This window comes from Fimbriimonas ginsengisoli Gsoil 348, assembly GCF_000724625.1.
GTDB lineage: Bacteria > Armatimonadota > Fimbriimonadia > Fimbriimonadales > Fimbriimonadaceae > Fimbriimonas > Fimbriimonas ginsengisoli.
In genome coordinates, this window is record NZ_CP007139.1 from 1450128 (window position 1) to 1472792 (window position 22665).

The following is a 22665-nucleotide window of genomic DNA, read 5'->3' on the forward strand; positions in this document are numbered from 1 at the left end:
GGAAGCCTCTTTCGGATCCGTTCTACTTCTTGACGAGCAAGAGGTAGTCCAATCCAAACATCATCCCTGGGAGCGCCTCCGGTTGCTTTCCGAGGCAGGTCACTTCCATCACCATTTCTCCGGCCGGAAGGTCGAAGGCGCCGAGGGAGATCTTTTGCCATTCCACTCCCGTCCCGTAGAAGCTCCTCGGCGTCAGCGGGTTTCCGTTGATGCTGATCTGGTGGAGGCCGTAGTCGCGGGCGTGGCAGAAGTTGCCGATCACCTCGTACCGGCCGGCCTCCTTTACGGGAACGTGCAAAACGAGCTTGTTGCCGGGTTGGTTGTCGATCCACCAAAGCTGCTTTCCGCCGGACAGGGCGAAGAAACCGTCCTGAATCTCCACCTTGCCGCCGGTGTTTTCGTATTTAAGGCTCTCCCCCTCGATCGCACCTTCCACCGGCTTCGGCGGCTCCATCTTGGGGATCATTAGGAGGGTGCGGTCCGTTCGAACCGGCGCCGTGCCACCCGGCTTTGCGTACCAGTAAGCGGTCCGGTCGAACGCGGCCTTGACCGCCGCCCAATGCCACATCTCCAGGTCGAACTTCAGCGATTTGGTGTACGGGATGGGATCGAACAGATTCCAGCGGTGCACGTTGGTCTGCCCGAAGCTTCCGGGGCCGTCGCACCGGTTCTGACCGTGGTAAGGGCGCTGGAACAGCATCGACGAACCCCACGCGTATCCGTAGTAGTCCTCCGTACCAGTGCCAAAGGTGCTCGGGAAGCTCTCGCCATCCACGTACGCCTTTTCATCTCCCTCTCCCCACCAGGCCGGGTCGGGGTTCGAGACGTGGAGGTTGGATCCGATCCAGTAACCCTCGCCCCGAACGTCCAGGAGATGCATATCTCGAATCGGGCGGGTCGAGGCGTATTCCGCCGTCCACTGGGCGCAGAAGTGATACGCATCCTTGGGTGGGGCTTTCGTTTCCACCTTGGCCGCGGTCTCGACCTTAACCGGAACCGGGCCGACGTTGTTCAGCCAGATCCGGGCGTTGCGCTGGAACGGCATCGGCATCCGGCAGACGAGCCATCCGTCGTCGGTGACTTCGAATGCGAGCGACTTCAGCGGGTTGACACCAGGCGCTGTGGCGAAGAAGTCTCCCAGAGGCGCCTCGATCGTTCGCTCGCCGTCGCACTCCATTTCCAGGAGCAGGTTCCGCATCAGGTTGTGTGTGGCGTCCGGGCTATCCCAATCCGGTTCTTTGATGAATGTCTTGGTCGACATCGGCACGCGCACGCGGAGTTCCGAGACCGTCCCCGGCTGCCCAAGCTGGAGGCATAGTTCCCTCCGGCCGGGCTCGACGGTCGATAACGCGTGACCCATCGTCGCCAGACCTCGAGGCATCGCCGGTTCGAGGCGCGTCAGGTGCTCGGCGGCGGTTTTGATCTCGCGCTCGACCTTGCTCAGACGACCAGGGTCGAATGTTTCCACCCGCGTCCCCGTCGCGTAGGTTCGGTAGTTGACGTGGTAGTAAAGGTGATCGGAATTCTCGGCGGTGACCTTTAGGCTCTTCGCATACGGAAACGGGAAGTAGAGGTCGGTCCCTTGGGCGGCGCTGTAGGCGAACGGGTCGTAAAAGGGGGCGACCTTCCCGGTCAAGAAGTCGGCCATTGTGGCTTCGATCCTCGGCTTCGACTCGCCGTCGAAATAGAATCGGATCGTCCCCTTGGGGTTGGCGCTCCACACGCGCACGACCGTTCCAGGCCCCTTGAGATCGGCCATCACCTGCTCGGTACGGCCGTCGTTGACTTCGGTCCGGATGAACTGCCCCGCGTCGCCATTCGCGAACGGATCGCTGTTCGGTCCTGGGTTAGATGCCCGATCGTAGCTGCTCGCCTGAGCCGCCGTGAAGGATGGCTTCGGAGGACGGCTCAGGTATCGCAGATCCCACATCTGTGGCAGCAGCGTCTTCACGCTAACCGTATCGGCGTGTCCACCCGAGGCAACAAACAGCAGCAGCGCAGTCGAAGCAACACTCATAGCTAACGGAAGGTTACCTTTGGGAGTGCGCGAAGCCCTTCGCGCTTTTCACGCCCGCGAAGCGTGCGCTCTCAACCGCCTGGAAGGCGGTGTCACACTGGAGAAGATGCCGGCGGGGACGCCGGCACTACTATGGCGTATCGCGACTTTCAGCATTTCCTCGACGTTCTCGAATCCAAGGGCGAGCTGCGCCGGATTCGGGAAGCGGTAAGTCCGCAGCTCGAGATTACCGAGATCGCGGACCGGGTGATGAAGGCGAACGGTCCGGCGCTGCTGTTCGAGAACGTAGTAGGCGACGACCACCGGCTGGGCACGCCCGATCCGATGAGCGCGGTGATCGGGCACAAGAGCATCCACAGTCCACTGTCCACAAGTCATAAGCCACATCACTACCCCTTTCCCGTGGCGATCAACACGATGGGGAGCCGCAAGCGAATGTCGCTGGCACTGTCGTGCGACGACTTCGAGGAGCACGCCCAGCGGATCGAGGCGCTGCTGAAACCCGAAATCCCGAGGGGCGCGGCCGAGGCGTTGAAGAAGCTGCCGTGGCTCTTTAGCGAGCTGAAAAACATCCCGCCCAAGACGGCGTCCAGCGGAATCTGCCAGCAGATCGTGACGCAAGGCGACGAGATCGACCTTACCAAGCTTCCGATCCTCACGTGTTGGCCGGAAGACGGCGGCCCGTTCATTACGCTGCCGCTGGTCTTTACCCACGACCCGAACACCGGAAAACGAAACGTCGGCATGTACCGGGTGCAGCTCCACGGGCCGAAAACGTGCGGGATGCACTGGCAGATGCACAAGACCGGAATGCGCCAGATGGAGGATGCTGGGGCCCAAGGGAAGCGGCTGGAGGTATGCGTCGTCCTCGGCGGCGACCCGGTCTACACCTTCGCCGCCATCGCTCCGCTGCCGCCGGGGATCGACGAGATGCTCTTCGCCGGGTTCCTACGGAGGGAATCGGTACGGCTGGTGAAGGCGAAGACGGTGGACGTGATGGTCCCCGCCGACGCTGAGATCGTGATCGAGGGGTACGTCGACCCGGGCGAGCGCCGCCTCGAGGGTCCGTTCGGTGACCACACCGGCTACTACTCGCTGGCCGGAGACTTCCCGGTGCTCCACGTGACCGCGGTGACGATGCGGGAGAAAGCGGTCTATCCGGCAACGATCGTCGGCCGTCCGCCGATGGAGGACGGGTGGATGGGTAAGGCGGTGGAGCGGGTCTTCCTGCCGATGGTGAAGCTGAGCGTGCCCGAGATCGTGGACATGAACCTGCCGGTGGAAGCGACGTTCCACAACATGGCGTTCGTCTCCATCCGCAAGAAGTACCCGGGCCACGCCTACAAAGCAATGAACGCGATCTGGGGCCTCGGCGGCCTCGCGTTCACCAAGTTCGTTTTCATCTTCGACGAGGATTGCAACGTGCAGGACCTCGGCGAAGTCCTCTTCCGAATCGGCGCCAACTGCGACCCGATGCGAGACACGTTGATGAGCAAAGGCCCGGTCGACCAACTCGACCACGCCAGCCTAGAAGAAGGCTTCGGCGGCAAACTCGGCTTCGACTGCACCCACAAGCTGCCGGGAGAGAATGGGTTCAGCCGCCACTACCCGAAGCTCATTACAATGGCCGACGACGTCAAAGCGAGAGTCGACGCCATGTGGCCCCGGCTCGGGCTGTGATCCGAGACGTCTCTCGACATCGAGTCGACCCAAGGAGACACCAAGAACTTGGCGGCCGATCGCCCTTGAGAACCCGGGCTCCTAATTGAAATCCCAGTAAAATATGCCGATATGGGTCTGTATCTGCTTGCCCTAGCAATAGCGTTGCCCTTTGCCAAGCAGTCCCCCTGCGAAATACGACTCGTGTCGGCCAGAACCTGCGACGAAAATGGGCAGGTCACGACCCCGACCGCTGGGGACGATTACTACAACCTGAAGATCACTTGGAACGTCCTGGGGACTCCCGATAAGCCCTATCGCCTGCGCGCCACGATGGCGGACCAAGAGCTATTTCTGACGCCCGAGTTCAAAGGGCCTGGACAATATAGCTACATCGTCCGTTTTATCGGTGCTCTTGATGGACCAATCGATGTATCGGTGACCATAGATCCAGACAATGTGTCCGGAGATACAACGCCAAAGGATAACACGGGGAGCTTCTCGATCTCTCCAATTCCTCCGGCGTCCGCAATTCAATACTACGCACCAAAGAAAATAAAGGTGGCGATCCATACGACCTTGAATTGGTCAGGAACGAGACCCTACTCGTACTACTACCTCAGCGAGCCTACGAGCGAAGGATCGCAGACCGTGTTGGAATGGGCGCCGCTTCCCGGGTTCGTGAGGATGCATGCGGAACCAAGCGGACAGCCACTTCACGCGATCTTAATCGACAAACCTCAGTCGCCTCTCGAATTCGATGAAGGCGTCACGATCGAAGCACGTTCGGTTCGAGTGAACCGAAAATTGCTAGACGCGGTCTCCTGGAGAGAACTATCGAACCTGCCAGCTCAGGTTCGGTGTCACCTCGGGAGCGAGCCGAACGTCCTGCCACAGGCACCGGAAATTCAGCGCTTTGTCAAGGACTCCCTTCCCGATGACTTTCGCTCGAAGATGACGCCGGCTCAAGTAGCGCGGGCGTTATTTCTCGCCGTCGCTAAGTCGCTCACCTATCACTTACCGCCTGTTGAAAACCCACGCACGGTGCTCAAAACCGGCCAGGCCGCCTGCGGCGGGATGACCAACGTCTACATCTCTTGTCTTCGAAGCGTAGGAGTCCCAGCCCGATCGAATAAGGGCTTCGTAAATCACCCATCTAGGGGCGAGCTGGTCGGACACGCATGGAGCGAATTCTATTTACCCGGGATCGGGTGGATACCGGAAGACGTTACCGACTGCAATAGTATGCACCCGAAAGGTGACAATGCCTACTTCTTCGGGCACATGCCAGAGCTAAACGGTCGCCTTATCTGCCAGAGATGCGACTCATACGCGGTGCCAAAGTATACGATAACCTCTGCCATTTCCTTGACTTGCCTTGATTTCGTTATGAGCTCTAACGATAAGACGACTCGAGTAGATAAAATCACGTTTACCCCCATTGATTGAAGCTCTACGCTAGGGGACGAAATCCCTTCGGAATAGAGGCCGGAACTGAAGACTGGCTTCGTAGACCTCTTAAGCTTAATTAGCGCGTAAACCTTCGACCAGGCTCCAAGATCTTTTGGCCCTCCCTCATCGACGGCAAGAACGTATTAAATGACTTTCGTGGACTAATCAAGGTATCCCGAAGGGATTTCGTCCCCTAGCGAAGGGTTGCGAGGCACGAGCTACCCTGGTGGAGCGTGCGGGACCATTTTCAACCCCAACGGGGTTGTGTCCGGAGGGGGGCGCAACCCAGTTGGGGTTGAAAGCCGTGGCTGCCGGTACCAGGGTAGCTCGTTCCTCGCAACCCTTCGCTATTGGGTGTAATCCCTTTGGGATAGACGGATTAGGTTGCAAAGCCGTTAGGGACGTTCATCAGCACGGTCAGCTGATCAAGGGAGTTCGGATTAAGAATCAGTTTCTTGATCAGCCAGACCGTTAATCGTCGTCGCGTTTGCCTCTGCTTACCGGCGGCAGGGGAACGTCCGAGCCTAGGTGGTAGGGCGGGACCACGAGGTTCGTCGACTCTGATTTTCCGCCGACCGTTACCGTGACTTTGTAGGTACCGGAGGGGACCCAGACGGTGCCGGGGTCTTCACCGTGGTTCTGCAATCGGCGCTTCGCTTCCGGCTGCAGGTCCCAAATCGCCCGGTTGAGGCCGGAGTTGGCGGGACCGGTCAGAGTGGCGATCGTCTCACCCTTGGCGTCCTCGATCTTGATCGAGGCGGAGCCGTCCTGCTTGTCGCGAACCCAATAGGTGATCTTGGCGCCCAAAGGCGGGTTCGCCGCGCCGAAGAACCGGTCGCCCCACATGCCGTCGAGCCCGCCGCGAAGCCGCGGGCGGGTGGCGAGGATCGGGAAGAGATGAAGATCCTTCGCCACGGTGGCGGAGGTCAGCTCACCTAATGCGGCCGCGTCGTCGAGAATCCAAATGGAACGTCCGTGAGTTGCCACGATCAAGTCCATGTCTCGCGGGTGCTGAACGATGTCGTGCACCCCGACGGTCGGCAGACTTCCGGTGTCGAGGCGGATCCAGTGCTGGCCTCGGTCGGCGGTCATGTAGATCCCGGTCTCGGTTCCGGCGTACAGCACCGAACTGTTGTGGAGGTCTTCACGCACCACCCGGACCGACGCGCCTTTCGGCAAGTCGCCGGTGATCTCCTTCCAACTTTTGCCCCCGTCCAGGGTCATCAGGACGCACGGGTCGTAGTCGTCCGACCGGTGGCCGTCGACCGCGACATATGCCGCCTGCCGATCCCGGTGTGAAGGTTCGATCTTGGCGATGTAGCGCCCGCTTACCGCTTTCGGGGTCACGTTCTGCCAATGGGCGCCGTCGTCGGAGGTGACCTGAATCAGGCCGTCGTCGGTGCCGGCCCATAAGAGCCCCTTCTGAACCGGCGACTCAGCCAGCGAAACCACCGTGCAATACGTCTCCGCATTCGAGCCGGTGGTATCCATCTTGTTCGGATCTCGCGTCGTCAGGTCCGGGCTGATCTTGGCGAAATCTTCGCCCTTGTTGGTGAGCTTAAAGACGTGGTTGCCGCCAAGGTACAGCACCTTGGGGTCGTGCGGCGAGACGAAGAACGGGGAGTTCCAGTTGAACCGGAGCCCGCTTTGTCCCTCCTTCACATCTGGACGGATCGTCCGATACTCGCCGGTGGCGAGATTGATCCGGCCGACGAACGCGCCCTGAGATTCGCTGTAGACGATGTTCGGATCGGTGGGATCGAATCCGACGTGGAACCCGTCGCCGCCGCCGATCACCTTCCAATCGCCGTTGGTGATGCCGGTGTTCGGCGTGCCGCCGGTTTCGATGAGGGAGGAGCTCGGACCCATCCAAGAGCCGTTGTCCTGCAGGCCGCCGGAGATTCGGTACGGATCGGACATATCGACGGCGATGTTGTAGAACTGCCCAACCGCCATCGTATTCAAGAAGTCCCAAGTCGCGCCGCGATCGTTCGATTGATAGAGTCCGCCGTCGGAACCGACGACCAGGTGGTCCGGATCTTCGGGGTCGATCGTCATCGCGTGCCAATCGACGTGCAGCTTGTCGGTCTGGCCGGCGAGGAAGGTTCGGCCCCCATCCTCGGATCGCCAGATGTCCCAGCCGAGGAGATAGACCCGTTGGTCGTTCTTCGGATCGATACGGACCTTGGCAAAGTAAAACGCCCGCGGGATCTGAGCGTTAACGCGCGTCCAGGTGTCGCCGCCGTTTTCCGACCGGAAGATGCCGCCTCTTCGCGAGCGATTATCGTCGATATTGCGCCCGCCCCCCTCGTCCGATTCCACCGCCGCCATCAGCACCTTCGGGTTGCTGGGGCTTATCGCCAGGCCGATCCGCCCGCTTTGACCGGGGAGTCCTTTGCTCAGCTTCTCCCACTTCTTTCCGCCGTCGCGGGTGCGGTAGATCCCGCCCTCGGCGCCGCCGCTCTGAAAGCTCCAAGCCGTCCGCCGTCGCTGGTACATCGCCGCGTACACGGTGTCAGGGTCCTTCGGGTCGATCGCCACGTCGATGGCCCCGGTGTTTTCGTCGATCTGTAGCGACGGGTTCCAAGTCTTGCCGCCGTCGGTCGTTTTGTAGATTCCGCGCGTCTTGTTCGGCCCCCACAAGTGGCCGAGCGCCGCCGCGTAGCAAGTGTCGGGATCGCGAGGGTCCACGGCGAGGCGCGGGATATCGCGGCTGTCCTCGAGTCCCGTCTTCTTCCAACTCGCGCCTCCGTCGGTGGACCGGTACACGCCATCCCCCCAACTCGACGAGTTGCGGCCGTTCCCCTCTCCGGTTCCCACCCAGACGATCTTGCCTCGCCCTTTCTCCGCCCGTTGATCCGCCTTGACCTCTTTATCGTCGGCCCAACCTCGCCAGTTCGCGGGCGCATCGGCGACCACGACCGACCCAATCGAGGAGGTGCTCTCATGGTCGAAGACGGGCGAAAAGGTCGTTCCGCGGTTGGTGGTCTTCCAAAGTCCCGAGCAGCCAAAAGCGACAAAGAACGTCTTGGCGTTCCCAGGGGCGAAACAGACGTCGGAGACGCGTCCACCCATATTCGCGGGCCCGACTGAGCGCCAGGAAAGCGCCTTCAGGTCGTCTGCGCTCAGCACGCGCGGCTTGGGGTCGCCGGAGTGGGCGAGCAGGCTAAGGAGAACAGGCAGGGCAACCATATATTGGTTGCCAGTATAGTTTGCGAGCTCAACAAGCGGCAGGGTCAGGATCAGACACAGAGTTTGTGTACATTGACCTTGTGAAGAACGTAACGATTTCGGTCCCCGACGATCTTTGGAGGGGGCTCAATGACGAAGCGGCGGAGAAAAGATTGTCTCTGAACGCATATGTCCGAGAGCTTCTGGAGCGAGAAATCGGTAGGAAGGATACTATGGGCGGGAGGCTGGTCAGTTTTGCTCGCGAGCACGGGCCGGCGCCCCAGTCTTGGAATTGGAACCGGGCCGAGATTTATGAGGGCTCTCTTTGAAAAGATCGCCTTCGATCGGCAACGCGTCGTTCCTTCGTCCGCCGAGTTCGTCTTAAATGCGGTCGATCTATCGATCGTTACTTCCTATACGATCTGGGACTGCCTAATTCTGCAGGCTGCCATCGATGCCAAATGTGACCGAATCTACTCGGAAGATATGCAGCACGGGCAAACGATTAAGGGAATCCGAATCGAGAATCCGCTTACAAGTTAGGCCGCGATCGGAGACGGGCGGTCATCGGCTGGGAGCCGATGCTACTTTTAGGGCGTTGCGGAGCTCGTCGCGGAAGCCGGAGACCGCTTGGACCTCCGCATCGCTGGGCGTAACTCGGCCCACCCCAAGGCGGAAGGCGCTCATTACGCCATGGCCGTTGTAATCGTCGGCCAAGCCGAGGAGGTGACCCAGTTCGTGCGTCATCACCCGGCCTGCTTCTACTCCGGAGAGGGTGTGGCCGTAGGCGTTATGCTTGATCTGGATTCCGCCCGAGATCTCATACCCCGCGCTTCGGTCGTCCCAGAAGAAGCGGCGGATGGCTCCGATCGCCCCCTGAACCTCGCCGCCTTCGGGCATTTTGCGAACGAATCTGACGGTAAGGTCTGCCTTCTCGCCAGGCGTCGTCATCACGAACGGCCGCTCACCGAGGGCGTTCGCCCAAATATCGAGGCTCTGCTGGATCCCCTGGCGATACTCGGCGGCGCGGCCGGCCGGAGCTGAGGAGGTATCAACCCCAATCCGTACCGCGCGGCGGAGTAGCAGCGAGTCGAGCTTTGCCTTCGCCTGCCGGGTCTGGCCGCTCTTCGCATTGGCCACCGCACTCTTGAACGTACTCACCGAATCGTCCGAAAGCATCGGCTTGAACGCTTGGGCGGATACCGCGATCCCCACCAGCGTGGCGACCGCCACGGCTCGGCTGATTCGGCGAAGAACGCCCGGGCGAGTCATAAGAAGGTCTACGCCCGTATTTTTACTGGCCTTGCACACAGTCGAGATCATGCTCTCTCAACCGCAATATCGATTGGGTTGGAAATGCGGCTCGGATTACTTCACATGGCCGGGATGGTCGTGCCAGCCACGGTGTGGAAGCCCGTGCCACCATCTCGTAATGGTCACCGCAGAGTTTTGTCGCCGTATGCCGAAGGTCGAATTGCACGTTCACCTCGAAGGCTCGATCCGCCCGGAAACGGTGCTCAAGCTCGCCCAAAGGCACGGGATTACTTTGCCGGCCGCCACTGCCGAAGGGCTGCGTGACTGGTATCGCTTCCGCGATTTCCCCCACTTCGTGGAGGTGTACGTAGCGGTCTCCAAGTGCATCAAGACCCCCGACGATATCGAGCTGATCGCCCGCGAGTTCCTTCAGGGTCAGGCCGAACAGAACGTCCTCCACAGCGAGGTGACCTACACCGCCTCCACGATCGAGAAGCATAACGGCATCGCCTGGCCAGATCAGCACGCCGCCCTGAAGCGCGCCATCGAGTACGGAGAGCGGGAGCTTGGCGTCTCCATGGCGCTTATTCTCGACATCGTCCGCGGCGACCCCGCGGAGCGGGGATGTCAAGTCGCCGATTGGGCGATCGCCGCTCACGGAGACGGAGTTTGCGCTCTCGGAATCGCGGGCATCGAGGGGGCCGTTCCCGCCGATACGTACGCGGACGCATTCCGCGCCGCCCACGAGGCGGGGTTGCCGGTCATTCCGCACGCCGGGGAGACGAAGGGGGCGCAGAGCGTGCGCGAGGCGCTCGATAAGACCGGATGCGTCCGGATCGGGCACGGCGTCCGCTGCTTGGAAGATCCGGGGGTGGTACGCGCGCTCCGAGACCGTCAGATCCCTCTCGAAGTCTGTCCCTCCTCAAACGTTTGTCTGGGCGTGTTCCCCACCCTCGCCGAACACACCCTCCCCCGTCTTCTGGACGAAGGGCTCTACGTAACGATCAACTCGGACGACCCTCCGATGTTCGACACCACCGTCTCTAACGAATTCCACCGCTGCGCGGAGACGTTCGAGTTCGACGAAAACATCCTCTGGACCCTTTGCCTAAACGCCGCCCGCGCCTCCCTCTTACCAGAGGAAAAGAAACGTGAGCTAGTCGAAAGACTAAGAAACGGCTTCAACGCCAACACTTTATAGACTGCGGTGACAGGTCACCGCAGTCTATATGGGCTTCATTGCTTAAAGAATTCTCCACTATTGCAAAGACACCCTTGTCAATCCTCCTTTGATCGTTTACAATAACCTTCACCAAGCTATTAAGCTAAAGGTTAATGCGCAATGGGGCGAAATCAATGGGAGGCGATCGCGCAGGCGATCAAAGAGCAAATTGAGCGAGGCGAGCTCGCGGCCGGCAATCGTGTCCGGTCTGAGTCCGAGATCGCCGAGCAGTACGGCGTCAGCCGGCCAACCGCTCACCGGGCCCTTCACGAGTTGCAACGCCAGGGTTTCCTCGTCCGCCAGCGAAGGTGGGGAACCGTGGTCGCTGACCGCAGCAAAGCCCAATCGGTCGCCTGCGGACGGGTCGCCTTCGTGGTCGACCGATTCGATCAATCGGTCAACTTTCCGCAAACCGACCTGATTCGTGGAATCCACGACGGCCTTGGAGAAGAGACCGATCTCGTCATCACCCAATGCGGCAGCGATCCTGAGCTGGAGGCGCGCCAGATCCGTAAGCTGGAAAAGAGCGCCGACGGCATTATCATCTGTCCCACCAGCGACCCACGCAACAATCCGTTGTTGCAGGGTCTCTTCGACCGCGGCTACCCCATCGTCGTTCTCGACCGTTTCCCGGAAGGGCTGCACGTCGACACCGTCGCGACCGACAACGACGGCGCCACCCTGCGGGCGATCCGCGCTCTTGAGGAACGTGGCCACCGCCGGATCGGCTTCTTCTCGTTCTACAAACCCGACTTCTCGTCGGTCGCGGAGCGGCACGCCGGATACGTCCGCGCGTTGGCGGAGGTTAATGTCAGCGAAGCCGACCTTTACACGAGATGGTTTCCTGCCACGTTGGAGTCGAATCCGGCGCACCTCGTCCAGATGGTTGCGGACGCGCTATTCGCCCTCACCCGCCAAGAGGACTCGATCACCGCTCTCTTCTGCGTGGAAGACAGCGTTGCCTCGGCGGTGCTGACCGCGGCCGACCGGCTCGGAATCCCGATTCCGGACGGTCTCGAGCTCGCCACGTTCAACGATTGGCCTCCCATGATGCTCCGCTCCCCGTGGAGCGCCCACCGAATCGTGCAGCGCTCGCACGAGATCGGGGCCGAGGCCGCAAAGCTTTTACTTGACCGCATCAAAAGCGGGCCGAGCGACCCCCGGGTCGTCCGCGTTCCCGCTGATTTCTTCGTCGCCGATGCTGGAATGCAGCCAACGGCTCATTCCATGAAAACGAATTCCTAACGCAGACCAACGGAGGTTACGTAATCCATGCACTCATCGAAGAGAAGGGCTTTTACGCTCATCGAACTCCTCGTCGTAATCGCGATCATCGCGATTCTCGCCGCCATTCTGTTCCCGGTTTTCGCCCAGGCCAAGGCCGCGGCGAAGCGGGTCTCGGATATGAGCAACGTCAAAAACATCACCCTTGGATTCCACATCTACTCGGGTGATACGGATGACTGCGCTCCCCCCATGTGGCAAGTCCAAGACTGGGGCCGGCCTCGCTACGAGCAGCGAATCTGGAAGGACAGCGTTCTTCCCTACATCAAGAACGGCGGCCGCTACCCTCAGCCGGGCGAACTGCCGTACAAAGACAAGGGAGACGGAGGAATCTTCCAGTCGCCGCTCTTCACCGACGGCGCTTGGGCCAGCAATAACCTGCCGTCCGGCTCGTTCGGCGATGCGACCACCCGCTTCCCACGAGCCTACGTCGTCAATAACAGCGCCGGCGTTAACGAAGGAATGGGAAGCACGGAAGGGGACGGATCCGTCCACTGGTACACCGAGCAACGCACCTTCTGGCCCAAGGTCGAGCCGATCAATGGAACGGTTCAAAACCAGGGCGGCAGCGGAAGCATGACGAGCTTGGAGAAGCCGGCCGACACGATCCTGCTCACTACGACCCGGGCTCCGTGGCCAAATGCCAAGTTCATTGAGGTCGCCTTTGAGTGCACTCAATATGGCGACGGTTGGGGCGGCACCGGCATGGCGTGCATGCGCGGCGTCGGTAACGGGATGATCAACTTCGGGTTCTTCGACGGCCACGCCAAGGCGGTCAAGGCGAAGCAGGCGGTCGCAAACGACTACTTCGATGTGTTCAAGCCGGGGGCTCGGGTTGAGAGTCCGACCGACTTCGGCGGCCAGCAATGGACGCTGAACGAAATGAACAAGATCAAGGAGTGGAATTAGTGAAGCTAGGGATCCTCACGGTGGCACTCCTCGCGGTAGGTTGCGCTTCGGCGCCCCCGACGGTTGCGCCTCCCGGCAAGGATCCCCTGGCCGGGCTGACGCCCACCCAGCAGATTGAGGCCCTTCGTAGCAACCAGCGCATGAACAGCATGGAACGCGAATCGAAGATCGCCGAGATCAAGAAAGCGAACGGGATACGGTAGGCGATGGGCGTTAGGGCGTTGGGCGCTACGGCGTTGGAAATAGGGTAATGCCCACAAGCTGCTAACGCCCAACGCCCAACGCCCAACGCCCAACGCCCAACGCCCAACGCCCAACGCCCAACGCCCAACGCCCAACGCCCAACGCCCAACGCCCTAACGCCTTCCCCTCTTCAACCATGCAAACCCATTCCTTCGACACCGTTGTCATTGGTGGAGGTCCTGCCGGCGCGACCGTGGGGACCTTGCTTCGCAAATATGCGCCCGACCACCGCGTTCTGATCCTCGAACGTGAGCGCTTTCCTCGCGACCATGTCGGCGAGAGCCAGCTTCCCGTCATCGGCGCGATTTTGGATGAGATGGGGGTTTGGGATCAGATCGAGGCCGCCGATTTTCCGATCAAGGTCGGCGCGACCTATCGCTGGGGTACGACCCCAGACCTTTGGCATTTTAATTTTCTAGCGCACGGCGAATTGCTCTCCGAACCGCGCCCCGCCAGATACCGGGGCCAGCGAGTTGCCACCGCATTCCAAGTTGACCGAAGCGTTTACGACGAGATCTTGATCAACCATGCCGAGCACCTTGGATGCGACGTTCGTCAAGAGCATCGGGTGCTGGAGGTGCGGCGGGAAGGGGACCGGGTAACCGGGCTGGTCGTGCAACCTGCGGATGGCGAGCCTTTCATCGCCGAGGGACGGCAGTATGTCGACGCCTCCGGTGGCTCCGGCATCCTTCGCCGGGCGATGGGAGTCGAAGTCGACTCGCCGACGACGTTACGCAATATCGCGATTTGGGATTATTGGCTCAATGCCGACTGGGCGGAAGAAATCGGCGTCGGCGGAACCCGTATCCAGGTGATGTCGCTCGGCTACGGATGGATCTGGTTCATCCCGCTCGGTCCCACTAGAACCAGCGTGGGGCTCGTGGTCCCCGCTTCGTACTACAAAGAGTCGGGCGAACGCCCGGCAGATCTGTACGCGCGGGCACTCGCCGAGGACCCCCGGATTCGCGGCCTGATGCAGAACGCGGTCAGCCAAGACAAGTTGCAGACCACCAACGACTGGAGTTTCCTCGCCGATCAGATGGCGGGTGAGAATTGGTTCCTTGCCGGCGACTCGTGCGGCTTCGCCGATCCGATCCTCTCGGCTGGCATGACGCTCGCTCACGCCGGCGCCCGCGAGGTCGCCTACTCGATCCTCGAGTTCGATCGCGGCGAGTTGGATGCGAAGTGGATTCGAGACACGTACGACGACAACCAACGCCGCCGGATCGGGCAACATATCCGCTTCGCGGATTATTGGTATAGCGTCAACGCCCAGTTCGGGGACCTCAAATCGTTCACCAGCCAGATCGCCAAAGATGCCGGCCTCGACTTAACCCCGGACCAAGCGTTCCAGTGGCTCGGCACCGGCGGATTTGTGAACGATGGAAACCCGCAAGCGTCGATCGGTACCTTCTCCGTCGCTGCCGTTAAACAGATCTCACAGATCATGTCGGATGGAGATGCCACTTGGCAGATCGCGAAGTACAACGAGCTTCGACTCGACCTCTCGGGGGCGACGATCGAGCCGTTTGCCACCTATGAGAACGGCCGGATCGTTCAATCCAAGTCATACGTTCGTGGAACGAAGCGTCTTCCTCTGCTCGGGCCGTTCCGGCTCGCTTTCGCCGCGCTGCAGCGCGAGAAAGAGATGCCGCGGATCATGGGCTACCTTCGCCAAAACGTCCCCGAGCTCGCTCTGCTCGAAGCACTCCAGGCGATGGAGGCGATGCTTGCCGAAGGGTGGATCAAGGGCAAATACGATAAGAAGAAACCGCTTGGGCTTAACCTCGTGGTGGAGCCGGAGAGTCCCATGGTCGAGTTCGCCACGAGCTAAGAAAGGCTACTTGTTGAGCATGTCGCGGAGGCGACGGCGTTGGGCGAGGGCTCGAAGCTTTTTGATCGCCTGCACCTCGATCTGGCGGACTCGCTCGCGGGAGAGCTTCATCTCCTTGGCGATGTCCTCCTGAAGCGGCGGCTCGGTGCCGTCCAGCCTAAAACGGAGGCGCATTACGCGCTGCTCGCGGTCGTTCAGCTCTAGCAGGATCCGCTGGAGCTCGTTGATCATCTCCTGGCTGAGGACCAGCGATTCCGGATCGCCGTTCGTCGTGTCGCGGATCAGACCTCCGAGCGTCATACCGCCAGAGTCGCCGACCGTCATGTCAAGCGAAAGAAGCTCTTGGGAAGATTGAAGGAGTGTAAGCAGCTTCTTAGGGCTGATCCCCATCGCCATCGCGATCTGCTCCGGCGCGGGATCGTAGCCGAGCTCGCGGGCCAGGCGCATACGCTCCTTCTCGACCCTCCGAAGCGACTGCGACACGTGGGCGGGAAGGCGGATCGCCTTCGATTTGTTGTCGATCGCGCGTCCGATCGCTTGCCGGATCCAGTGGGTGGCGTAGGTGCTAAATCGAAACCCTTTTTCGGGATCGAATCGCTCAGCCGCCTGCATTAGGCCGATGGCGCCTTCTTGGATGAGGTCTTCGAGTGGGATGGCCCGGTTTCGATACGTCTTCGCGATATTGATCACGAGGCGCATGTTCGATTCGATAAGCCGCTGACGTGCGGGTTCGCTCCCCGCCTGCACCGCACGCGTGAGGGCAATTTCCTCTTCCGGGCTGAGGAGTGGGGCCTGAGTCAGTCGACTCAGGTAACTGGGGATGCCCTCATCGTGTTCCGACATCTGCGGTTGTGCGCTCATTCAAAGGGACGGTCTCCCAAGATTTCAATTTTTGCCCATGATCGCTCAAGCGTCCCCGTCCGCCTTATCGCCTCAAGCGTGCATCGTTCATACGATCCGAGCAAGGCAAACAGTTCGACTTTTGAGGCAATTAGTCTACCGTATCTCTTTCTTGCGTCAAGAATATGCCGTCCTAGACCTTTTGATGCCGTTCACAGGCTACTAGGTTCCGAATCGGGACGTATGGGAGCGACGCTCGGCTGTAGAATAAGTTCGGCGGAGACGAAATGAACGAACAGGCCTTCGTAGAGAAGCGCGAGCAAGATTGGCAGCGGCTGACCCGGCTGTGCGATGTTGCCGACGCCGGCGCCTCTCGCCTCACTGGAGCCGAAGTTCGCGAATTCGTGAAGCTTTACCGGCGAGTCTCTACCGACCTCGCGCTCGCCCGCACCTCCTCGACGAACAGCGTGCTCGTCGATTTTCTTAACGACCTTGTGGGGCGGGCGTACGCCACCTTGTATCGAGAGCCGAGGCCGAGCGTGTTGAAGTCGATCGCCCTAGGCGTGGCGCTTGCCGCTCAAACCGTCCGCCGGCGAAAGTGGTTCGTGCTTACCAGCGCGGCGATATTCTTCGGTTCCGCCTTCTTCTCGTTCTTCCTTCTGAGCGCATTTCCCGATACTCGCGACGTGCTGATTCCACCCGGCGTGGAAAAGCTGTTCGGCGGCTGGAAGAAAGGAGAGTTCGAAGAGCGCTCCACCTCGACTTCGTTCATCATGACCGGGTTCTACGCGAACAATAATCCACGAGTCGCGGTGATCGCGGGCGCGGTTGGGGCCGGAACGTTCGGCGTTGCCAGCGTCTACATGGTGTTCGAAAACGGCGCGATGCTCGGCTCGCTCGCGCACGAGGTCAACGAGGTTGGGAACCTCGATTTTCTCGTCTCTTCGGTGGCCCCCCACGGCGTTCCCGAGCTTAGCGGGGCGATCGTGGGAGGTTCGGCGGGGCTGTTGCTTGGCTGGGCCCTGATCAATCCTGGTCGCCGCTCCCGGAGCGCCGCACTGAAAGCGGTGGGGCGCGATGCGATTGTCCTCTTGGCTACCTCGGTCATCCTCATGTTCATCGCCGCCCCGATCGAAGGGTTTTTCAGCTTCAATCCCCGAGTCCCCGGCGCTGCCAAAGTTCTCGTCGCCGTCGTCAGCCTCGCCGCCTGGCTCGTCTTCTGGAGCCGGTACGGCCGAACGGCGGAGGAGTAAGTTTTCGAGCAGCCCTTCCCCGCGGAGCGTTCGGAGCAGCGCTTCGCTTCAGAGCTTCCGGAGCGTGCGGAGCGAGGGAGATTTAAGGTAGCTCCTAACACTATCGAAGGCTCCGAACGCTCCGAACGCTCCCACGAACACAGTAACCTCTTCGCATGCAAGTCCATCTCGGCGTTGGGGTTTTGAGGGCGGAGTGGGAGCGGGCGGTGGTTGTGGTCGGAACGTTCGACGGCGTTCATCTTGGCCATCAAGAGGTCATTCGGACGGCGGTGGCCGACGCCCGGAGGCAGGAGCTTCCCTGCGTGCTCGTCACATTCGACCGCCATCCCGCCGCTATCCTGGCCCCAAGCCGCACGCCCAAATGCCTCGCTCCTCTACAGGAGAACCTCGCTCAGTTCGAGCGCCTCGGCGTTGGCGTCACCTCGGTCCTCCCGTTCGATGCGGAGCTAAGCCGTATGTCGGCCGACCGGTTCCTCTCTGAGATCCTTCTCGGCGCGACCAAAGCAAGCGAGCTCGTGGTGGGCCACGACTTCGCGATGGGCAATGGGCGGGAAGGGACGACCGAGTGGCTGACCCAGAGAATCCCGACCAAGGTAGTCCCCCCCTTCGAAATCGACGGTGAGCGCGTCAGCTCCAGCGATATCCGCCGATCCGTCTCTAGCGGAGACGTCGTCCGGGCGGCTCGTCTCCTGGGACGGCCTTATACGCTGACCGGAGTGATCGTCAGCGGACAACGGCTCGGCCGCCAACTCGGCTTCCCCACGGCAAACCTCGCTCGCTCGATCGACCAGGCGCTCCCTGCGGATGGCGTGTACGCCGGCTGGTTCGAGTCAGCCACCGGTCGGTACGCGGCGGCGGCCGCAATCGGGACGCGGCCCGCGGTGGGAGGGGGAGCCCGGACCATCGAAGCGTATCTGCTCGATTACCCGGGCGCATCTCTTTACGGCCTTTCGGCTCGGCTGGAGTTCGTCTCTCGACTACGTTCCGAGGCCGACTTTTCCAGCCTCGAGGCGTTAAAGGAGCAGATGGCGCGAGACGTTGAAGAGACGCGCGGACGTCTGGCCACTCTCATGCCGTCTCAATAGATGTGAACAAGACTGGCAAAACCCTTATCGGCATCGTGATCGCTATCGCGGTGGTGTTCGGAATCCGGGTAGCCCTGACCCTATCGGCAAACGGCGACGATCGAAAGATGATCTCCCAAGCTCTCGGCGAAGCTATCAAGGCGAGCCGTGAGGGACGGCCCGGAGGCGTAGTCGAGCTGCTTAGCGACAGCCTAAAGGTCAATAACATCGATGTCGGGCCGAATCAAAGGCAGATCACGCAGTTCATCCGGGAGCAAAAGCCGGATGTCGTGGTGCAAGATCCATCGCCCCAGATCACGGGGGACGAGGCAAGAATCGTCTCCCCGGTAGAACTGGATCTGGGACTCCTGGGAAAAAGGAACCTTAGCGAAGTCACTCTCATCTTTCGGAAGGAAGATTCGACGGCGTTTCTGGTCTTTCCCACCCGTAAGTGGAGGCTAACGGAAGTCCGGGCTCCCGAAAACGCCGTCACGGAGCTAATGTCAGGCTAAAAAATCTTTTCGGAGCCGATTCTCGGAACGTATAATCTCACCGATTCCTTAATTGGAATTGTGGTTCTCGCAGGAGACCACGCTCAATCAGGAGAAAAACATGAAGAAGACTATCGGTCTATTAATTGTCACCGCCATGGCCGCTGCGATCGTCGCCGGTTGCGGCAGCAGCACGGACGAGGGCGCAACTGCCGGAGCTACCACTACGAGCGGAACGACCAGCAGCACCCCTAGCACCACGACCTCGACCGCCGCAGCGACGGCCGGTACCGCCACCGCCGGTACTGCCACCGCTGGAACCACCACCGCAGCGACCGCCGGTGCCGCGCCGGCGACGACCACGGGCACGGCGCCTGCTACCACGGCGGCAACCGCCGGCACGGCAACCGCAGGCAAGTAAGGGCAACCGCCCCCACGACCTAAACCGCCTCGGCGAGCAAGAGCGCCGGGCGGTTTTTTCGTGTCAAGCCGGCGTTAGCACGCCCAGGTCGACCAAGAATCCGCGCATTTGAGCCACCGTGTCGCCGCTAGGGTCGATTCGGAGAGTTCGGAATCCAACCTCGGTGGCCGCCTCTATGTTCGCGGGAGCGTCGTCGAAATAAACGATCTCCTCCGGAGCCACTCCGTTTGTCTCCGCATGAAGGCGGAAGATCGCCGGATCGGGCTTGTTGATCCCCACTAGGTGGGAGGCCATCTTGCTATCCAATCGGGCCACCGCCGGGAACCGGCCGCCGAAGAACGCTTGCCAGTGCGGTTCGTTCGTGTTTGAAAGGCAGGCCGTGAGCTCGCCCCGATCCTGTAACTCCGCGACCAGCTCTTCCGTTCCCGGGTAGGGCTCAACCAAGATGCCGTCGTGGACCCGGCCCGCCTCTTCCGGAGAGCAGCCTAACCATTCGGCAAGACGTGCCAGGTAGTCGTCGAGGTCGATCGCGCCCATCTGGTAAGCGTCGAAGGCGGGGAAATCGGTAAGGGCGATCTCGGGCTGCGCCGGCCATTTGATGTCGACCCCCGCTTCTCGGGCGCACGCCTGCCACGTATGGCAGATGCGGATCAGGACTCCGCCAACATCGAACGTAACGAGCCGGTAAGGGTGCCGGGGACTTTGATTGGTCATTTGATGCTATCTCCGGAGCAACGACCGCAAAGGTGGCCAAATCATGCGCCAAAGATGGCAACCGATACCGCAACATCACCAGGGTTTTAAACCTATCCTGATATACCGCAGGGGCCGGACTCGCGACGAGATCCCGAAGCACTTAGTTTGACGGAATGCGCACGGATGCGCTAGGCAGAAGGCGAAGCGGAAAGGCGGAAAGGAATGCCGCCAGATACGGGAAGGAAAAAAACACAATGGGTTTTGTCCGGTTCGCTCTTCTCTCCACCGTGGCTCTGGCTGCCTTTCAAGCTTCCGCGTTGCACCGTTCCCCTTCGGGCGCCCGGTCGCTGATCCTTCCGGAAGTTCAGCACCACCTGGACGACGCCCGGGACTGCTCCGCGAACGGGACCCCCGAAGTTGCCGCCGCTCACGCGAACCTTGTTCTCGTCGGCGATGAGGTGAAGTACAACGTTCAGTTCATTTCCGTCCCCGACCGTCTTCACGCTCGATGCCTTAAGTCGATGGAAGGCGCGTTCGACGTTTGGGAACGAGCTCTAGACGACACGATTACCTTCCGGGAGGTTGCCGATCCCACTCAAGCCGACGTGGTGATCCGATTCAAGCCGGGAGTTAACATGGGCAAGGAGCCGGTCGCCGGCTATGCGAACTGGAAGCGCACCCTCAAGTGCGACGGCCCCCGTGTCCAGGAAGTGACCTTCAAAGGGGACCTGCAGATCCGTACGATTAACCTCGACGGCCAGCCGATGCCGTTCGAGTGCGTGCGCCACGAAATCGCCCATGAGATGGGCCACATCCTCGGCCTCGAGGACAGCACATCCACCCGCGACCTGATGGGGCCCCTCGATATCGACCACCCGATTTCCGGTCCGCAAAGCTACGAAGTCGCCGCCGTCCGCCGGATCCGCGACGAAGCCCACCGGATCCGCACCGACTCGCTCGCCAAAACCCAGAAACTCGTAGGCGGCTAGTCCACACACATGGCCGGCGAAAGGCGGAGGGCGCCCGACGCCGGCCATGTTGCGTTTAGCGGTTGTAAGCTAGGCTCACCAGTATGAGCGGCAGCCCGACCACCCCGCACGAGACCCTTCACCGGATTCTAGGCATCCTTGCCGCCGATCCTTCCGTGGAAGGAGTCTTCATCGGCGGCTCTTTCGCCAGAGGTGAAGAGGACGAGGTCAGCGACCTCGACCTATGGATTGTTGGGGCCAAGTGGTCGCCCGAGTCCCTGGGTTCGATTTTTCTCACCGCCGAAGTCAAACAGATGGGAGGCGTTCCGTTCCTTCACGGTGTCTCGGTCGGCGGAACGATTCTCGATATCTTGTTCGGGCCTCCGGCGTGGGATCACTATGTCCCGCTGGAACTGCCGGAGCCGACCCCGGTTCTTCCGGCTCCCCTGCCGGGTTACGGCCTGGTGGAGGAATTTTGGCTGATGTCGCTCAAGCATCGGAAAAGTCTCTGGCGAGGTCGGCACGGAATTCTCACTTACGGCCTGCACCACGACCGGCGCTACCTACTTCGCGCGTGGGCGCTTTACGATTCCGGAGTCGACCCCATGGATCAGGTCTTCACGATCTTCGCCCTGAAGTCACTTTACGACAAGCACATCGACGAGCGGCGGCTGGAGCTTCTCGGTCTCCCATTACGCAATCTCGAAGAGATCCTCGCCGCGACGCAGGCCTACCGCGACGAAATGAGCCGGCTGTTCCCGGACCCCACTCCACTGGAAATCGCCGTACGCTCCTTGCCACTTGTGCCAAGTTCCTTTACTTAATGGTCATTGACAAATTAGGTTTCATTTCCCCGATGTGATTCACCCGTAGCCCGTGGCTTTAGCCTCGGTTCAAGGTTCTACCGGGGATAAATCCCCAGGCTACGGGTGAACCTGTATTGCCAATCTATTTTGTTGGTGACCATAAAGTAGGCGAGAAACATCTCGGCCGGATCGGGTCTCGATCACGCCACGGGACGATCAGTGCGTTGAGCCTTTTAATCCGGCTACGGGCGTCATTCTTCGGAACCGCGCTTCGACCCACATGTAGATGCCGTAACAAACGAGGCCTACCCCCATCATCGCCAGAAGGAAGGAGCCGAACGGGGCCTGTGCGACGGTTGTGAGGGCACGGTCGATCCCTCCCGCTTCCCCCGCGTTGTGATCGCTGCTCGCCCGCCACAGGAGCCAGCCGATGAGGCCGAACAAGGCCCCGCGAGCGATGAGGCCGATGCCGCCCGTCCAACGGGCGAGCGAGAACTGATCTTCGGACATTTCCTCTCGTTTCAGGGCCTTTAAGAACTTGCCGCCGAGTCCGTTCGCGATTTGAACGAACGCGCCGACGACGAAGCCCGCCGCGAGCGCCATGCCTAACTGAGCGCCGAACGGCAGTCCGAAAAGCCTCGCCGCGCTTTGCTGAGGCTGAGACCGGGCCTCATCGCCGGTGAAGGCCACCGAAAGCGCCGCGTAGCCGAAACCTCCATAAGCAAGGGCGGAGATCACGTATCCGATCCGCTTGAGCGTGCCCTTCCCTTCCGGATCTCCGGCCGCCTCTACCAGACGCCAGACGGCATATCCTGCCAGGCCCACGCCAAGGCCAATCAGCAAGACGTTGCCGAACGGCAAGTCGCGAATACTATTGATCGCCCCGGCCTGGTTGGTTTTCTTACCCCCGTAGCCGATCGCCGCCATAAAGGCGAACGCGCCGATAAGAAGGTAAATCACACCCTTCGCCACGTACCCCAATCTAGCCAGCCGCTGAAGCCAAGGCTCCACTTCGACCGCCGCCTGATGAACCGATGTCGGTGCCGCCATTAATAGTCAAACTCTCCTGGCGGTTTCGACT

20 protein-coding genes are annotated in these 22665 nt (G+C 60.9%); 14 read left to right on the forward strand and 6 right to left on the reverse strand.

All coding sequences use genetic code 11. The features are described 5' to 3' along the window. Positions 1-22: 22 nt before the first annotated feature. Positions 23-2017 carry a DUF2961 domain-containing protein gene (locus tag OP10G_RS06625; RefSeq protein ID WP_084178854.1) on the reverse strand — a complete coding sequence of 665 codons (1995 nt, stop codon included), beginning with the start codon at positions 2015-2017 and terminating at the stop codon, positions 23-25. A 132-nt stretch (positions 2018-2149) separates the two neighbouring features. Here OP10G_RS06625 and OP10G_RS06630 point away from each other — a divergent pair, with 132 nt between their 5' ends. Further along, on the forward strand, positions 2150-3697 hold the full coding sequence (locus OP10G_RS06630) for a menaquinone biosynthesis decarboxylase (protein ID WP_025226668.1): 1548 nt from the start codon (positions 2150-2152) through the stop codon (positions 3695-3697). A gap of 111 nt (positions 3698-3808) precedes the next feature. Then, a complete protein-coding gene (locus OP10G_RS06635) occupies positions 3809-5125 on the forward strand; it encodes a transglutaminase-like domain-containing protein (protein WP_084178855.1) in 1317 nt (438 codons plus the stop codon). A 474-nt stretch (positions 5126-5599) separates the two neighbouring features. Here OP10G_RS06635 and OP10G_RS06640 read toward each other — a convergent pair whose 3' ends face one another. Beyond that, complete coding sequence (locus OP10G_RS06640) at positions 5600-8320, reverse strand: VPS10 domain-containing protein (protein ID WP_025226666.1); 2721 nt, start codon at positions 8318-8320, stop codon at positions 5600-5602. Between the two features lie 291 nt (positions 8321-8611). On the opposite strand from OP10G_RS06640, the gene OP10G_RS06650 reads away from it, so the two are divergent. Further along, the gene (locus tag OP10G_RS06650) at positions 8612-8842 is read left to right on the forward strand and encodes a PIN domain-containing protein (RefSeq protein ID WP_025226664.1); all 231 of its coding nucleotides are present in this window, start codon (positions 8612-8614) and stop codon (positions 8840-8842) included. 21 nt (positions 8843-8863) lie between these two features. Here OP10G_RS06650 and OP10G_RS06655 read toward each other — a convergent pair whose 3' ends face one another. Then, positions 8864-9571: a zinc metalloprotease gene (locus OP10G_RS06655; protein ID WP_025226663.1), complete on the reverse strand. Its 708-nt coding sequence runs from the start codon at positions 9569-9571 to the stop codon at positions 8864-8866. A gap of 187 nt (positions 9572-9758) precedes the next feature. Between OP10G_RS06655 and add the strand changes: the two genes are divergently transcribed. From add to OP10G_RS06680, 5 genes are all read left to right on the forward strand, one after another. Beyond that, complete coding sequence (gene add / locus OP10G_RS06660; RefSeq protein ID WP_158409158.1) at positions 9759-10754, forward strand: adenosine deaminase; 996 nt, start codon at positions 9759-9761, stop codon at positions 10752-10754. 141 nt (positions 10755-10895) lie between these two features. Continuing rightward, on the forward strand, positions 10896-12020 hold the full coding sequence (locus tag OP10G_RS06665) for a GntR family transcriptional regulator (protein WP_025226661.1): 1125 nt from the start codon (positions 10896-10898) through the stop codon (positions 12018-12020). A 27-nt stretch (positions 12021-12047) separates the two neighbouring features. Beyond that, positions 12048-12968 carry a prepilin-type N-terminal cleavage/methylation domain-containing protein gene (locus OP10G_RS06670; RefSeq protein ID WP_025226660.1) on the forward strand — a complete coding sequence of 307 codons (921 nt, stop codon included), beginning with the start codon at positions 12048-12050 and terminating at the stop codon, positions 12966-12968. Further along, entirely contained in the window at positions 12959-13171 is a 213-nt protein-coding gene (locus OP10G_RS26180; RefSeq protein WP_144241025.1) for a hypothetical protein, read from the forward strand. Before OP10G_RS06670 ends, OP10G_RS26180 begins: the two co-directional genes overlap by 10 nt. Before the next feature lie 176 nt (positions 13172-13347). After that, the gene (locus OP10G_RS06680) at positions 13348-15045 is read left to right on the forward strand and encodes an NAD(P)/FAD-dependent oxidoreductase (protein ID WP_025226658.1); all 1698 of its coding nucleotides are present in this window, start codon (positions 13348-13350) and stop codon (positions 15043-15045) included. A 6-nt stretch (positions 15046-15051) separates the two neighbouring features. Here OP10G_RS06680 and OP10G_RS06685 read toward each other — a convergent pair whose 3' ends face one another. Then, positions 15052-15906: a sigma-70 family RNA polymerase sigma factor gene (locus OP10G_RS06685; RefSeq protein WP_084178858.1), complete on the reverse strand. Its 855-nt coding sequence runs from the start codon at positions 15904-15906 to the stop codon at positions 15052-15054. 266 nt (positions 15907-16172) lie between these two features. Between OP10G_RS06685 and OP10G_RS06690 the strand changes: the two genes are divergently transcribed. The 4 genes from OP10G_RS06690 to OP10G_RS24160 all read left to right on the forward strand — a co-directional run bounded on the left by OP10G_RS06690 (position 16173) and on the right by OP10G_RS24160 (position 19114). Continuing rightward, positions 16173-17138 (forward strand): stage II sporulation protein M, encoded by a 966-nt coding sequence (locus OP10G_RS06690; RefSeq protein WP_025226656.1) that lies wholly within the window; start codon positions 16173-16175, stop codon positions 17136-17138. A gap of 155 nt (positions 17139-17293) precedes the next feature. Continuing rightward, positions 17294-18223, forward strand: coding sequence for a bifunctional riboflavin kinase/FAD synthetase (locus tag OP10G_RS06695; protein WP_025226655.1), 930 nt, complete (start codon positions 17294-17296; stop codon positions 18221-18223). Between the two features lie 2 nt (positions 18224-18225). Beyond that, positions 18226-18714 (forward strand): hypothetical protein, encoded by a 489-nt coding sequence (locus tag OP10G_RS06700; RefSeq protein ID WP_025226654.1) that lies wholly within the window; start codon positions 18226-18228, stop codon positions 18712-18714. Between the two features lie 100 nt (positions 18715-18814). Continuing rightward, positions 18815-19114: a hypothetical protein gene (locus OP10G_RS24160; RefSeq protein WP_144241026.1), complete on the forward strand. Its 300-nt coding sequence runs from the start codon at positions 18815-18817 to the stop codon at positions 19112-19114. Between the two features lie 63 nt (positions 19115-19177). Here OP10G_RS24160 and OP10G_RS06710 read toward each other — a convergent pair whose 3' ends face one another. Continuing rightward, positions 19178-19828, reverse strand: a complete 651-nt coding sequence (locus OP10G_RS06710) for an HAD family hydrolase (RefSeq protein WP_025226652.1) — start codon at positions 19826-19828, stop codon at positions 19178-19180. Positions 19829-20064: 236 nt separating this feature from the next. On the opposite strand from OP10G_RS06710, the gene OP10G_RS06715 reads away from it, so the two are divergent. Together OP10G_RS06715 and OP10G_RS06720 are read left to right on the forward strand one after the other, a co-directional pair. Beyond that, the gene (locus OP10G_RS06715; protein WP_025226651.1) at positions 20065-20799 is read left to right on the forward strand and encodes a matrixin family metalloprotease; all 735 of its coding nucleotides are present in this window, start codon (positions 20065-20067) and stop codon (positions 20797-20799) included. 83 nt (positions 20800-20882) lie between these two features. Beyond that, positions 20883-21602: a nucleotidyltransferase domain-containing protein gene (locus OP10G_RS06720; protein ID WP_025226650.1), complete on the forward strand. Its 720-nt coding sequence runs from the start codon at positions 20883-20885 to the stop codon at positions 21600-21602. 198 nt (positions 21603-21800) lie between these two features. Here the strand turns inward: OP10G_RS06720 and OP10G_RS06725 are convergent, their stop codons facing one another. Further along, complete coding sequence (locus OP10G_RS06725; protein ID WP_025226649.1) at positions 21801-22634, reverse strand: DUF1206 domain-containing protein; 834 nt, start codon at positions 22632-22634, stop codon at positions 21801-21803. Between the last annotated feature and the right edge of the window lie 31 nt (positions 22635-22665).